Annotated in this window: 9 protein-coding genes and 1 pseudogene; 8 read left to right on the top strand and 2 right to left on the bottom strand. The window is 41.9% G+C overall.

Annotated features, from left to right (window positions below; translation table 11 throughout):
* Nucleotides 1-88 precede the first annotated feature (88 nt).
* The 3 genes and pseudogenes from putP to CCC71_RS09890 all read left to right on the top strand — a co-directional run bounded on the left by putP (nt 89) and on the right by CCC71_RS09890 (nt 4,690).
* Nucleotides 89-1,573 (top strand): sodium/proline symporter PutP, encoded by a 1,485-nt coding sequence (gene putP / locus CCC71_RS09880; RefSeq protein ID WP_296333543.1) that lies wholly within the window; start codon nt 89-91, stop codon nt 1,571-1,573.
* Between the two features lie 190 nt (nt 1,574-1,763).
* Nucleotides 1,764-2,876 (top strand): annotated as a pseudogene (locus CCC71_RS09885) (IS1249 family transposase).
* Between the two features lie 206 nt (nt 2,877-3,082).
* Entirely contained in the window at nt 3,083-4,690 is a 1,608-nt protein-coding gene (locus CCC71_RS09890; protein WP_296333545.1) for an IS1182 family transposase, read from the top strand.
* A 216-nt stretch (nt 4,691-4,906) separates the two neighbouring features.
* Here CCC71_RS09890 and CCC71_RS09895 read toward each other — a convergent pair whose 3' ends face one another.
* Nucleotides 4,907-6,451, bottom strand: coding sequence for a WG repeat-containing protein (locus CCC71_RS09895; RefSeq protein ID WP_021841323.1), 1,545 nt, complete (start codon nt 6,449-6,451; stop codon nt 4,907-4,909).
* Between the two features lie 325 nt (nt 6,452-6,776).
* Here CCC71_RS09895 and CCC71_RS09900 point away from each other — a divergent pair, with 325 nt between their 5' ends.
* The gene (locus CCC71_RS09900) at nt 6,777-8,051 is read left to right on the top strand and encodes an ammonium transporter (protein ID WP_021841379.1); all 1,275 of its coding nucleotides are present in this window, start codon (nt 6,777-6,779) and stop codon (nt 8,049-8,051) included.
* An 81-nt stretch (nt 8,052-8,132) separates the two neighbouring features.
* A complete protein-coding gene (locus tag CCC71_RS09905) occupies nt 8,133-8,486 on the top strand; it encodes a P-II family nitrogen regulator (protein ID WP_226974666.1) in 354 nt (117 codons plus the stop codon).
* Between the two features lie 213 nt (nt 8,487-8,699).
* Here CCC71_RS09905 and nifJ read toward each other — a convergent pair whose 3' ends face one another.
* On the bottom strand, nt 8,700-12,230 hold the full coding sequence (nifJ, locus tag CCC71_RS09910) for a pyruvate:ferredoxin (flavodoxin) oxidoreductase (protein ID WP_295245674.1): 3,531 nt from the start codon (nt 12,228-12,230) through the stop codon (nt 8,700-8,702).
* 624 nt (nt 12,231-12,854) lie between these two features.
* On the opposite strand from nifJ, the gene CCC71_RS09915 reads away from it, so the two are divergent.
* From CCC71_RS09915 to CCC71_RS09925, 3 genes are all read left to right on the top strand, one after another.
* Complete coding sequence (locus tag CCC71_RS09915; protein WP_021840826.1) at nt 12,855-13,784, top strand: LysR family transcriptional regulator; 930 nt, start codon at nt 12,855-12,857, stop codon at nt 13,782-13,784.
* A 5-nt stretch (nt 13,785-13,789) separates the two neighbouring features.
* Complete coding sequence (locus CCC71_RS09920; protein WP_156704235.1) at nt 13,790-14,251, top strand: tol-pal system YbgF family protein; 462 nt, start codon at nt 13,790-13,792, stop codon at nt 14,249-14,251.
* A 235-nt stretch (nt 14,252-14,486) separates the two neighbouring features.
* Nucleotides 14,487-15,599, top strand: a complete 1,113-nt coding sequence (locus tag CCC71_RS09925; protein WP_296333587.1) for an IS1249 family transposase — start codon at nt 14,487-14,489, stop codon at nt 15,597-15,599.
* Nucleotides 15,600-15,719: the final 120 nt, after the last annotated feature.

Raw genomic sequence — 15,719 nt, forward strand, 5'->3', positions numbered from 1 at the left:
ACCACTCAATTATTTAATATAGTAGAAACTGTATTTTTATGCTAAAATATAAGAATATATTTATTATGAAAGGGGGGTGCATCCAAGTATGCACGATCAATTCTCCATTATTCTCGCCTTTGCCATCTATCTAGGTGTTATGATGTACATTGGCATTTATTATTATCGCAAGTCACGTAATCTGAGTGATTATATTCTGGGCGGCCGAAAGCTGGGCCCTTGGATAACTTCCATGAGTGCGGAGGCTTCCGATATGAGCGGTTGGATGCTCATGGGCTTACCCGGTTTTGCCTACAGCACCGGGATTTCCGCCATCTGGATTGCCATCGGCCTTGCCGGCGGTACCTGGCTGAACTGGGCCTTCGTATCGAAGCGCCTGCGCAACCATACGGAAGTAGCCAATAACAGTTTAACCATTCCGGATTACTTAAAAAACCGCTTCCGCGATACGACTAAAATCTTACCTATCGTGTCCGCTATTTTCATCATTATATTCTTCCTGATTTACACCTCATCAGGCTTCGTTGCGGGGGGCAAACTCTTTACGACGATTTTCGGACTTGATTATACCGTATCCCTCCTCATTACGGCGGGCGTAGTAATCTTCTATACCTTCCTCGGCGGGTTCTTAGCCGTAAGTTGGACCGATTTTATTCAGGGCACCATGATGTTCTTTGCCATCTTACTCATTCCAATCGCCGCAGCCTTCACGTTAAACGGTCCGATTAATACAGCTCATTTAATCGCTACAGAATTTCCGCAAGGTCTTTCCATTTTGGGGCCTGAAGCCGACACCTATACCTTAGTCATCGGTATCATCTCATCTGTCGCTTGGGGGCTTGGCTATTTTGGTCAACCGCACATCTTGGTTCGTTTCATGGCCATCTCCGATGCCCGTGAACTGAAAAAAGCCACCAATATTGCCATGGTATGGGTTGTTATTTCCCTCATTGCAGCTGTAATGGTTGGTCTTGTAAGTAAAGTATTCCTCAGCACACCACTTGCCGGCGCTGATGTGGAAAAAGTATTCCTCGTAATGAACGAAGAACTCTTCCCGCCATTTGTGGCCGGTCTCGTATGGTCCGCCGTACTGGCAGCCATCATGAGTACTGCTTCCGGGCAGTTATTGGTAACGGCCTCTTCCGTTTCACAGGACTTGTATAAAAACATCGTCGGTCACCGCACCAGCGATCAGGAATTAGTACTTATCAGCCGTATTACGGTACTTGTTATTTCCGCCATTGCCTTGTGGCTTGCCCTCGATCCGAACAGCTACATTTTAACCATGGTCGCCTATGCGTGGGCCGGCTTCGGTGCCGCTTTCGGCCCTGCCATTTTGCTCTCCCTCTTCTGGCGTCGCATGACCTTAAAAGGTTGTGTCGCCGGCATCGTGGTTGGTGGCTTGACTGTACTTATTTGGAAACAGTTCGAGTGGTTCGGTATCTATGAAATCGTGCCGGGCTTCTTGTTCTCCCTCATCGCCATTTATGTGGTAAGCCTTTTGGATAATCCACCTTCTAAAGAAATTACCGATGAATTCGATGAAGCACAACGGATGCATATCGAGTTATAGGACAAAAAGTGTGTGTAGAAAGTGCTGCAAACTTAGATAAATACTGGATTTGTAGCACTTTTATCTTTTTTTGACAAAGATAAAGGGTGGACAAAAAGTGTTTGTAAAAACATACGTGAACCCACATAACTACTGACTAAAATGGTATTATATCTTCCTAAATAAAAACATAAATAGGAGGATGATTAATATTAAACAAGTAGTTTGCCCTGATTGTGGTCGAAAATGTATAAAACACGGTATATTGAAATCCGGTTCTCAGCGATGGTTTTGTAAGCACTGTAAAGTCGCTTTCACTAACAAAATTAACACTGATAGTAATGATCTAAAGCTGTTTTTGAAATGGTTATTTAGTAAACAATTGCAGCAGCATATGCCTGGAAGAGGGCGTACATTTAGACGTAAAACGTCTAAATTTGGGTCCATATGGTGCCTCCCACCAAAGATTGAGGAAGTATATGATGTGCTTTACTTTGACGGCATATACCTAACGCGTAAGCTCTGTGTACTTATTTGTTGTAGTAAGGACCATGTATTAGGCTGGTATGTTTGTAGATATGAGAACTCTAGAGCTTGGCAGGCATTAATGGACCGTATTGCTCCTCCGCGTGTTGTTATCTCAGACGGCGGATCTGGATTTGCTAAGGCCTTAGCAAAGAGGTGGCCGACAAGTAACCATCAACGCTGCTTATTTCATGTTTTTGCGCAAGTAAGAAGGTATACAACCTCTGCGCCAAAAACAATAGCCGGCAAGGCCTTATATGAACTGACAAAGCGTTTATTTAAGATTCAATCGATAGATGATGCCTATACTTGGATTGATGGCTTATTAGCTTGGAGAGAAGAGTTTGATGACTTCTTACGTGAAATGACAGTCGACGAAAATGGGAATCAAAGGGCAACTCATGAACGCCTCTTAAAAGCTGAGGCAGGACTTTTACGATTAATTAGAGATGAGACTCTATTTACCTACCTGACGTTTGTAGATATTACCGTACCTACAACGAACAATCGACTGGAAGGAGGCGTTAATGCGCAACTTAGGGGGATGTTACGAGATCACAGAGGGTTATCCTTAGAAAGACGATTAAAAGCGATCTATTAGTGGTGTTACGAGCACTCACCTAGACCGCTTCCTGTTGCTGAAATATTAAAATGTATGCCTACAGATAAAACCATTGCTGCTACTTACCGTAGGATAATGCGGAATAACCGTCCTGATAATATCTTACCGCAATGGGGCGATGCCATCGTCTGGAATGAGTTTCATATGTCCACGGAATTTCCAATTTATTGGGATTAACTAAAAAAGCCACACACACTTTTTGTCCTATAAGCCTGCATATCTTATAACATTTTCATAAAAACACAAAAGGGGCTGTAACGAAATACACCCCTAAAAACAAGAATGCGGTTTGAAGATACGAAAGTGTCTTCAAGCCGCATTCTTGCTATATTTGTATAAGAAAAAAGGCCCCGAAGGGCCTTCTTTGTTGGTATAATTAATTTATGAACAGAAACCATATCCAACAAGGCAATTATACTAAACTTTCTGGCTTTCGCCAAGTAGTTTTATCATTGGATTATGGCTTTCAGATCGGACCAAAAGAACCGGTGAGATTACTGGATGCTGTATTGGAGGAACTGGACTATACAAGGTTGCAGCATTTATATTCTTCAAAAGGAAGAAAATCTTTAGTACCTCCCCATCTTTTGTTTAAAGTCTATGTGTTAGCTATGACCGAAGGCATTGTATCTGTTCGCAAAATTGCTGAGCAATGCACTAAAAATATCCATTACATGTGGCTCTTACAGGGCTATCCGACTCCGTCTCATATGGTATTTCATCGATTCTTTCAACGCTTAACTGTTGATGTACTTAGAGATTTGTTATCTCAATTTATTCAAGCATTAAGTGAATTTGACAGCTTAGATTTTTCTGAAGTATTCATCGACGGAACTAAATGGGAAGCCTATGCAAATAAATACACCTTTGTGTGGAAAAAGGCAATTCTTAAGCACTATGCTAAGTTACCGGATAAATTGTTAGTTCTTCAATATGAAATACAAAATCTTTTGGACATAGACGTCTCAGATATGACTGAAGATGAACTATTGGTTTTGCTGGAGCAATCCATACGCGAAAAGCAAATTGAGTTTGTACACGGTACCGGTAAACGAAAACATCCATTGCAAAGAGCTTTTGAATCCTGTTTAGCCTTGCGTGACAAGCGAAATGAATATGATGAAAAGTTAGCTATTCTAGGCTTTCGCAACAGTTACTCTAAAACTGATCATGATGCTACGTTTATGCGACTAAAAGAAGATCATATGTTAAACGGCCAATTAAAACCGGCCTACAATGTTCAACTAGCTGTTCATAGTGAATATATTATGGGCGTTGGCGTATTTCCAAATCCTACAGATACGAACACCTTAATTCCATTTATGCAACAATTAGAAGGACAATACAAACAACACTTTCAATATGTGGTAGCTGATGCCGGTTATGACAGCAACGAAAATCTGGCATGGTTATGGGCTCATGATTACAAAACTTGTATTAAACCAAGTACATATGAATTGAGTAAAACGAAAAAGTATAAGAAAGATATTGGTCGAGCGGATAACATGGTATATGATGAGGCGACCGATACATTTACTTGTGCCAAAGGCCGTACATTACGATTCCAATACATACGCAGAAACAAAAGTAAGACCGGTTTCATTAAGCAAAACCGAGTATACCGGTGTGAAAACTGCAATTATTGTGGCTTACGTAAGGAATGCCAAAAACTTAAGTTCGGAAAACTTCCTAAGGGGAATAAGACGATATATATTGCTACTGATTACCGCGAATTATTAGCCAAAAACAAGGCTGTATTTGATAGTGACTATGGCTTACAACTTCGAGTAAACCGTTCTATTCAGGTGGAAGGTGCTTTTGGCATAACAAAAGAAGATTTTGAATACACCAGGTTCAGGCACCGAGGCAAAGTTAACGTAGAAAAAGATTTATTACTATTAGCTTTTGGATACAATTTACTGAAGCTGCATAACCGAATACAGAAGAAGCGATTAGGTCAACGGTTGTTCGAAACTAATTCTACTGCGTAATTAAAAGCCAAAAGCTAAAGGCTTATTTAAGTGCGCTAAAAAACAAAAAAACAAGGATATTTTCAGAATTGTTGATTTTGGAAATATCCTTGTTTTAATTGAAAAGGGAGCTGTAACTGAAATGTGAGTTAAAAAACTCAATTTCGTTACAGCCCCTTTTTTAGTTATATGGACTATCGATAAACCGATTCAAAACTTAGGGTTATAGGACAAAACTTATCGGAATATCATCACGGCTTCGCCCGTAGGCACAATAAATTGAATATCTTTGTAAGTCGGTTCAACGAGCCACTGACCGTTAATCGTCATAATCCCCCATTTACCGCCTACTTTTACGGCTGTATAATCGCCGATAAAATTAGAAACTTTCTGAATTTTGATATCCTTAGCTTCATATACGACCTGACCTGTTTTATCGATGATTTTATACCCTGTAAAACCATCACCTAAGAGTGAATCGCCCGTAACCCAAGCGTATCCTTCGGCACCGTAATAGGTATGTTTAGCACCCTTGGATAAACTAAATATTTCTGTACGAGCCGGCTCCATTTTATACACCCGCTTGTTATCTGCCGTCGTGGCCACGATATAGCTGTCATTCATAAAATCAATACCGTCGTAAATAAACGGCAATACATTCTTGTTCGTCAAATAGTTCAGTACGCCTCGTTTTTCCGTATGCTTATTCTTAAGTGCAATATACGAATCGGAAAGATTTATGCCTTCAAAGGTATAATCACCAAACGGAATTAGGAAGTTACCTTTTTTATCGACAACAGCCAACTGATTGTCGTTTTCGATAATAGTCCCAAATGGCATCATCGGATACACATAGTCAAGCTTGCTGTCTACCACGATACGGCCATCACGATCGATATAACCGCGCTTTACCTTATCCCGCGCCACTTCAACACCACCGAAGCCGAAAAAGCCGTCGTCATAATCGCCCCAGCCCAAATAACCGCCGTGACCATGACCGACGCCGATGCCGATACCGAGACCGCTGTCACCGCCGCCGAAAATACCGCCAATGGCAAGGCCGCCAAAGCCGCCAAATAAATTAAAGCCCGATGCTCGCCGTTCTATTTGTGCTAATCCATCATTATACGGCGATACATAATCGGCCGCCACCGTAAAGAGTTCACTGCCCGTGCCGTCAATGCCTACAATCTGACCTTTTTCCGTTTTAACAAAAGCTCGGTCTTCGCTGAACGAAGCTACTACATCTTTATATTTCGGTGCGATTACAATTTGATCGCCTACATTTTTAAAACCATACCGTTTAGTACTTTCATCCTTGAACGGAAAATACAAATCGGAGGCATAGCCCTGGCGCTTAATCATAGGTGCATCCAATTTAACCCCTACGGCCGTTTTATCTTTTGGATTACTGAACACCAATTCATGGCCACGGTTAGCACTGTTTACCGTTTTATAGGCCGGTTGAACAACATATTCACCTTTTGAGTCCAAGAGACCATAGCCTTCCTTGGTTTGCACAATGGCAATGGCGCGATTTATCTCTTTAAGACCATTAGCATCATCCCCTTTTACAGCACTATCAGCCATGGCAACGCCGTCATGCTTCAAGGTTGGCCACAATTGACCGTTAGCTGCATAGGTTACTTCATCACTGAGTACTACTGTAGGGGGCAAATAATTTACCGTGTCGGTTATGGTCGCCTGACTTTGACCGTAACCTAAACAGAATGTACAAACGGCTGCTACCAGCCATGTTTTTGTTCGCTTTGAAACTTTCATATAACTACCTCCCAACAAACGTATTACACACTCACTTGTTAGTTACTCATATTATAAGACGTGCCATTCAAATTAGCAATATAAGCCGTTCCCCTTATAATACAGCCTTGCCGCATGTTCTGCTGACGCTTATATACTCAAAAATAAAACAGCTGTAACTTAATTTCAAAAAAACGATTTCTATAGTCTATAAAACATGTTGACATATGTAGCGACATGTTATAGTATGTACGTGTAAGCTTACAAACAGAATAGTTAGGTAACGGCGCCTAGTCCTCAGATGATTCTGAGACTAGGCGCTTTTTGTTTATGAAAGGAGTTTATTATGGTTACTATCGATACAGGTAATACGGCCTGGGTACTCGTGGCGGCAACCTTGGTGTTCTTTATGACGCCGGGCCTTGCCTTGTTTTATGGCGGTATGGAACGCAGTAAAAATGTACTTAATACAATCATGGAAAGTTTCTTTTTAATTGGTGTGGTTTCCGTGGAATTTATGCTGATAGGCTACACCTTAATTTTCGGTAGCGATGTTGATGGTGTCATTGGCAATCTTGATAAAATAGGCCTTATCGGAACGCAAAATAATATTATGGATGGCGTGAATATTCCGGAAATGGCTTTTGTTGCCTTCCAATGCATGTTTGCCGTAATTACACCGGCCATTATGAGTGGTTCTATTACAGGGCGCATGCGTTTTGCTCCTTTTGTCGTATTTTCTGTCATTTGGTCCTTATTAGTGTATAATACTATGGCTCATTGGGTATGGGGCGGCGGCTTCCTCGCTCAATTAGGAGCGCTCGACTTTGCCGGCGGTCTTGTTATTCATATATTATCCGGTGTTTCCGGCCTGGTCCTTTGCTTACTATTAGGACGGCGTCGCGGTTATGGACGCATGCCGATGTTACCTCATCATTTGCCAATGACCGTTCTCGGCGGTGCCATATTATGGTTCGGTTGGTTTGGTTTTAACGCCGGTTCCGCTCTCGGAGCCGGACCGCTGGCCGCCAATGCTCTGGTAACAACTCAAATAGCGGCAGCTATCGGTGTTGTCGGTTGGGTATTGGCCGAACGATATCATCGCGGCAAACCGACTGTATTGGGCGCTGTATCCGGTGGCGTAGCAGGACTTGTTGCCATCACACCGGCAGCCGGTTTTGTAACACCTGTCGCTGCTATTTTCGTCGGTTTAATCGGCGCTATCTGCTGCTATGTGGCGGTAGCTATTTTGAAAAATAAGCTCGGCTATGATGACTCCCTTGACGCCTTCGGTATTCATGGTGTAGGCGGCATGTGGGGCGCTATTGCTACCGGATTATTTGCTACGGTTAGTGTCAATCCGGATGGTGCCGACGGTTTGTTCTATGGCGGCGATTTATTGTTGCCTCAATTGGTTTCTATCATTGTAGCTGTTCTCTTTTCTATTATCGGTACTGTTGTCATTTTTAAAGTAGTCAGTCTCTTTATGGATATGCGTGTCAGCATCGGTGCTGAATCCTTAGGCGTTGATATTAGTGAACATGGTGAAGAAGCATATAATCAATCTGAATTTAAAAGTAGCGGCCGTTTTATTACGTCCGATCACCATTCACTGGTTTAAGATGGTTTTCATGAAAAATAGAATTTACCAACGGTACAATACTGTTAATTAACATACAAAGGATGTGGTAGCGTGAAACGGATGAAAAAAGTAGATATAATAGCCCGCGCAGAACAATTAGAAGATCTAAAAGAAGCTTTGAATCGTATAGGCGTTCAAGGTATGACGGTGTCTCAAGTATTTGGCTGTGGTTTGCAAAAAGGACATACCGAAGTCTATCGCGGCAAAGAATATACAGTAAATTTAGTGCCTATGGTTAAAGTTGAAACTGTTGTATGTGATATACCGGTCGATCTGGTAATGGATACGGCCCGTGATACTTTGCAGACCGGTGAAGTTGGAGATGGTAAGATTTTTGTATATGACGTGGAAGATGCTATGCGGATTCGAACCGGTACGCGCGGTACTAACGCGGTGACTGATGATGAAATATAATAAATGCGGTTTGAAGCTATGTTCGTAGCTTCAAACCGCATTTTTACTATATTTGTAGAAGTAAACAACGCCTAAATTTTACAAAGAAACATACAAAAACCGCAAGGGCTTCTAAGAAACCCTTGCGGTTTTGTATTACAGGAATTACTGTTTACCGCTAGACGGTAACCTCACAATTGCTTGCTTGGCTAACAGTCAAAACCTAAATTTTTATTATTGTACTTCGTCAAAACCTTTTTGAAGGCGTACATAGCTCTTACGACGTTCAATAGCGTCACGTTCAGTTTTAGCGAACAATTCTTCAGCCATTTCAGGAGCAGCTTTCTTCAAGGATGCATAACGAACTTCGTTCATTAAGAAATCACGGAAGTTTTCAGTTGGTTCTTTGGAATCCAAGCTGAATGGGTTTTTGCCTGCTTCTTTAAGAGCTGGGTTGTAACGATAGAGATCCCAGTAACCGGCTGCAACAGCACGACGTTGTTCTTCCTGAGCGTTACCCATACCGCCTTTAATACCATGGTTAATACATGGAGCGTAAGCGATAATCAAGGATGGACCTGGATATGCTTCAGCTTCGGTAATAGCTTTCATCAACTGGCTCTTATCAGCACCCATGGATACTTGTGCTACATATACGTAACCATAAGACATAGCCATCATGCCAAGGTCTTTCTTCTTAGTACGTTTACCGCTGGCAGCGAACTGAGCTACGGCAGCTGTATGAGTGGATTTAGAAGACTGACCACCGGTATTGGAGTAAACTTCGGTATCGAATACGAATACGTTGATGTCTTCGCCGGATGCCAATACATGGTCAAGACCACCGAAACCGATATCGTAAGCCCAACCGTCACCACCGAAGATCCACTGGGAACGTTTAACTAAGTATTGTTTCTTAGCCAACATTTCTTTAACTTCAGGAGTCTGTTCAGCAGCTTCTAATTCTTTAACTAAAGCAGCAACGCGTTCACGGGAACCTTCGCCCTGGTCTTTAGCTTCTACCCAGTTTTCAATAGCTTCTTTCAAGCTTGGAGCTGCATTTTCAGCAATTACTTGAGCAGTTTCAGCCAACTGAGCGCGAACTTTGTTAGCACCGATTAACATACCATAGCCGTATTCAGCGTTGTCTTCGAACAAGGAGTTAGCCCATGCAGGACCAAAGCCGGCTTGGTTAGTAGTGTATGGAGATGCAGGCATGGAAGCACCCCAGATGGAGGAACAACCGGTAGCATTAGCAATAACCATACGGTCACCGAACAATTGAGTAATCAAACGAGCATATGGAGTTTCACCACAACCTGCGCAAGCACCGGAGAACTCGAGAAGTGGAGTTTCGAACTGGCTGCCTTTAACAGTTTCTTTCTTCATTGGGTTTGGTTTTACAGGTAATTTAACTGCATAATCCCAAGTTTCAGCAAATTCCATTTCGCCGTCGATAGGACGCATTTCAATAGCTTTGCCTTTAGGGGAAGGACAGATATTTACACAGTTGGAGCAACCTAAGCAGTCAAGTGGAGATACAGCAATACGGAATTGAAGATCTTTAGCACCTAAAGCTGGGATTGCTTCGAAGTTGTCAGGACCGGCAGCTACTTCTTCAGCTGTTGCCAATACAGGACGGATAGTTGCGTGCGGACATACGAACGCACATTGGTTACATTGGATACAGTTTTCTTTGATCCAGTGTGGAACGAAGAGAGCAGCACCACGTTTTTCATAAGCAGCAGTACCGGCAGGTAAAGTACCATCTTCGAAACCGGTGAAAGTACTTACAGGTAAATCATAACCTGCTTGAGCATTTACTGGTTTAGCAATGTTTTCTACATAGCTTGGGCAAGACTGGCAACCAGGTTTAACTGCTTTTTCACCGTTGTCAACTGCGTCTTTCCAAGATGCAGGAACGTCGATTTTAACAAGAGCGTCAACGCCTTTGTCGATAGCAGCGTTGTTCATGTCAACAACGTTCTGACCTTTTTTACCGTAAGTTTTTTCTACGGAATCTTTAAGGTATTCAATAGCTTTATCAACAGGGATGATGTTTGTCAATTTGAAGAATGCAGACTGACAAATCATGTTGATACGGCCGCCTAAGCCGATTTCACGAGCAATTTCAGCAGCATTGATGATGTAGAAATTTAATTCTTTTTCAGCAATGGTACGACGAAGTTTTGCAGGTAATTTTTCTTCTAATTCTTCAGGAGTCCAAGTACAGTTCAAGAGGAATGTACCGCCTTTTTTGATACCGCGAAGGAGGTCATATTCATGAACATAGGACTGACGATGACAAGCGATGAATTCAGGTTCGGTTACGAGGTAAGGTTTGTTGATTGGAGTCTTACCGAAACGAAGGTGAGACATCGTTACGCCACCGGATTTTTTGGAGTCATAGTCGAAGTATGCTTGAGCATACATATCAGTGTGGTCACCGATGATTTTGATAGCGGATTTGTTGGCACCTACAGTACCGTCAGAACCGAAGCCCCAGAATTTGCAGCCTGTTAAGCCTTCTGCAGTAACAGATACGCCTTCAGCACGTTTCAAGGAAAAGTTGGTTACATCGTCTTCGATGCCCAAAGTGAAGAAACGTTTAGGAGCGTCAGCAAGCATGTTATCGAATACGGACACGATGTCGGCAGGGATAACGTCTTTGGAGCTCAAACCGTAACGACCGCCATATACTTTAGCATTGATGTCGTTCTGTACTAAAGCAGCTTGTACGTCGAGGAATAAAGGTTCAGCCAAAGCACCAGGTTCTTTAGTGCGGTCTAATACAGCAACGCGTTCTACTGTCTTAGGCAAAGCAGCTACGAAACGATCGGTAGCGAATGGACGGAACAAATGAACTGTTACCATACCAACTTTGCGGCCTTGTTTATTCAAGTAGTCAACTGTTTCTTCTACTACTTGGCAGCTGGAACCCATAGCTACGATAACGTCAGTAGCATCAGGAGCACCATGGTAGTTGAACAACTGATAGTTACGGCCGGTAATTTTGTTGATTTCAGCCATGTAGTGTTCTACTACGTTAGGAACTTCAAGGTAGAATGGGTTGGAAGCTTCGCGATGCTGGAAGTAAATATCAGGGTTTTCAGCAGTACCGCGAGTTACAGGCGCATCAGGATTCAAAGCGCGTTTGCGGAATTCTTCAACTGCTTCCATATCTACTAATGGTTTTAATTCGTCATAGTCAAGAACTTCAATTTTCTGAATTTCATGAGAAGTACGGAAACCATCGAAGAAGTTGATGAAAGGTACGCGAGTTTTAATAGCTGTCAAGTGAGCTACAGGGGAAAGGTCCATAACTTCCTGTACAGATGCTTCGGAAAGCATTGCACAACCTGCTGCACGAGACGCCATAACGTCCTGGTGGTCACCAAAAATGGCCAATGCGTGTGCTGCAAGAGCACGAGCTGCTACATGGAATACGCCCGGTAATAATTCACCGGCAACTTTGTACAAGTTAGGGAGCATTAACAATAAACCTTGAGAGGAAGTAAATGTAGTTGTTAAAGCACCTGCTTGTAAGGAACCGTGTACAGCAGCGGCAGCACCGGCTTCAGATTGCATTTCTACAACCTGTACAGTATGGCCGAAAATGTTTTTACGACCTGTAGCTGCCCAGTCATCAACGTGTTCCGGCATTGGAGAAGATGGAGTGATTGGGAAAATCGCTGCTACTTCAGTAAAACCGTATGCAATGTGAGCCGCAGCCTGGTTGCCGTCCATAGTTTTCATTTTACGCATGTTAAAAAAGCCTCCTTAAGCATTAAGAATGAGTTTTACACTTGCTTACCCTTATTATCTCAGGAACAAATTCCCCCGCACCTAGCGCATATCTATGTCCATTACTGCATAAACGCACGATAAGACCCTATAGTATAATGAATACACTATAGGATTCAATTTTATACCGCGTATAAATTTTTGACATACATATTGGCAAATCACTTCTAATTCGCATTACTTCTACATTGTAAGCAACAAAGGACGTTAAATTTAATGCATTCTTTGTCGTAATTTTCGTAAAAGCATTGCCTATCTTGCAAAAATGTAATAATATAATAGTTATTAAAACTCTTTTGCATTTGGAGGACCTATTTCATTCCTAAAATAACAATTCGATATAGCCTCATGCTTTAATTATACAATTATAACGTGCATATAGCAACTGAAAGAGGCGTATTGGACTTGCTAATTATGAGATGTTGAGTTGATATTTTTTCATAGGTTCTCAATATTGCGAATGCTTTTCAATAAGATATTTTTCGCCCCCTCAACCGCTCCATTTGGTTCGAGGTATGACTATAACGCATTCTTGAAAAGCAGCTTCGAGTTTTTCATATATTATTTAACTAGTCGAGGTGTATTATGGATTTTCATCATTTAAAGTACTTTGTAGAAGTAGCCGATCAAAAAAGCTTCAGTAAGGCAGCTCGCAATCTGCATATTTCCCAGTCCGCCATCAGCCGTACCATCAAGGCTTTGGAAGATGAATTGGGCGTCGTTTTGTTCATGCGTAATGCCAAATCTGTAGAGTTAACTGACGGCGGCACTATTTTCTTAACACATGCCAAACGGGTTGTATTTATGTTTGAGCATTTAAAAGTAGATTTTGAGAACGAATTTCGTTTGGAACAAGGCTCTATTCTCATCGGTTTACCACCGATTACGGATGCACCGATTTTTGCGCAGCTCTTGGGCGAATTTAAACGTGCTTATCCGCAGATTGAATTGGAATTATATGAACACGGTTCCAAGAAAATCGAACTTAGCGTACAAGAAGGTCTTATCGACATCGGTATTATTTGTACCAAACCAAATCCTAAAGAATTTGAATCTTTCTACCTCACCAGCGATCCGTTGTGTGTAATCTTACCACGCGATAACCCGCTCGCTAAAGAAAAAGAAATCTCCCTTGATATGTTATCCGAAGAATCCTTCGTACTCCACAAAGACGATTTCAATCTTCATGATGAAGTTGTTAAATCTTGTAAACATGCCGGCTTCCAACCGCACATCGTCTTTGAAACCAGCCAGCGCGACCTCATGCTGCAGACTGTAGGGGCTCATTTGGCCATCGCTTTATTGCCTAGCCGCCTCTGCCCTACTAAAGGTGAAAACACTAAAGTTGGTACCAGCGTAGTGGTTCGTCCGTTGGTTCGTCCTGAAATTACTCATACTTTATATGTAATCTGGAAAAAAGGTCATTATTTATCTCATGCGTCCCGCTTGTGGCTTGACTTCGTAACGGCTAAATTGCCGTTGCCAAGCGGTTCTATTGCAACTGAAGGGAAATAAGCGCTATGAGTGAGGAACGCCCTCGCCATCAAAGAATTAAAAATATAGGCAACTATTTGTTGCAAACGGTAAAAAAGACCGGCTTTTGGCTCTGCCTTATTATTATCGCCATGGCCGGTTATATAGCCTACCAACAGGCTCAAATCGATGAGTTGGCCACCCAGGTTTACGGTCAACACAATATGAGTGATTCGGACAGTTTCGACTATCGGATCACTAATCTGGAACATATCAGTAACGCCCATGCAGCCCGATTAAAAGAAACGGAAAAAGATATATGGATATTGCGCAAGGAAATCGATAATCTCCAGTGGCGCCTCATGCAGTTGGAATGGATTCATCCGGAAATAACGGTTCCGCAAGCAGAGCCCACTAAACCATCACTGAAAGATTTCAACAGTAATCCGGGCAATGTTCCGTTCCCGTTAAAACCGGACGAAAGTATTATGAGTAATGAAACGCCTTAATCACGCACACCTCAGTGGTTAGGCATAGAAAAACTAGAGTTATAGGACAAAAAGTGTGTGTAGAAAGTGCTGCAAACTTAGATAAATACTGGGTTTGTAGCACTTTTATCTTTTTTTGACAAAGATAAAGGGTGGACAAAAAGTGTGTGTAAAAACATACGTGAACCCACATAACTACTGACTAAAATGGTATTATATCTTCCTAAATAAAAACATAAATAGGAGGATGATTAATATTAAACAAGTAGTTTGCCCTGATTGTGGTCGAAAATGTATAAAACACGGTATATTGAAATCCGGTTCTCAGCGATGGTTTTGTAAGCACTGTAAAGTCGCTTTCACTAACAAAATTAACACTGATAGTAATGATCTAAAGCTGTTTTTGAAATGGTTATTTAGTAAACAATTGCAGCAGCATATGCCTGGAAGAGGGCGTACATTTAGACGTAAAACGTCTAAATTTTGGTCCATATGGTGCCTCCCACCAAAGATTGAGGAAGTATATGATGTGCTTTACTTTGACGGCATATACCTAACGCGTAAGCTCTGTGTACTTATTTGTTGTAGTAAGGACCATGTATTAGGCTGGTATGTTTGTAGATATGAGAACTCTAGAGCTTGGCAGGCATTAATGGACCGTATTGCTCCTCCGCGTGTTGTTATCTCAGACGGCGGATCTGGATTTGCTAAGGCCTTAGCAAAGAGGTGGCCGACAAGTAACCATCAACGCTGCTTATTTCATGTTTTTGCGCAAGTAAGAAGGTATACAACCTCTGCGCCAAAAACAATAGCCGGCAAGGCCTTATATGAACTGGCAAAGCGTTTATTTAAGATTCAATCGATAGATGATGCCTATACTTGGATTGATGGATTATTAGCTTGGAGAGAAGAGTTTGATGACTTCTTACGTGAAATGACAGTCGACGAAAATGGGAATCAAAGGGCAACTCATGAACGCCTCTTAAAAGCTGAGGCAGGACTTTTACGATTAATTAGAGATGAGACTCTATTTACCTACCTGACGTTTGTAGATATTACCGTACCTACAACGAACAATCGACTGGAAGGAGGCGTTAATGCGCAACTTAGGGGGATGTTACGAGATCACAGAGGGTTATCCTTAGAAAGACGATTAAAAGCGGTCTATTGGTGGTGTTACGAGCACTCACCTAGACCGCTTCCTGTTGCTGAAATATTAAAATGTATGCCTACAGATAAAACAATCGCTGCTACTTACCGTAGGATAATGCGGAATAACCGTCCTGATAATATCTTACCCCAATGGGGCGATGCCATTGTCTGGAATGAGTTCCATATGTCCACGGAATTTCCAATTTATTGGGATTAATTTAAAAAAGCCACACACACTTTTTGTCCTATAAGCCTAAAAAAGCCACACACACTTTTTGTCCTATAAGCCTAAAAAAGCCACACACACTTTTTGTCCTATAAGCCAAAAACTAAACAT

The organism is Veillonella sp. LMAG:90 (assembly GCF_008679445.1).
Taxonomy (GTDB): domain Bacteria; phylum Bacillota; class Negativicutes; order Veillonellales; family Veillonellaceae; genus Veillonella_A.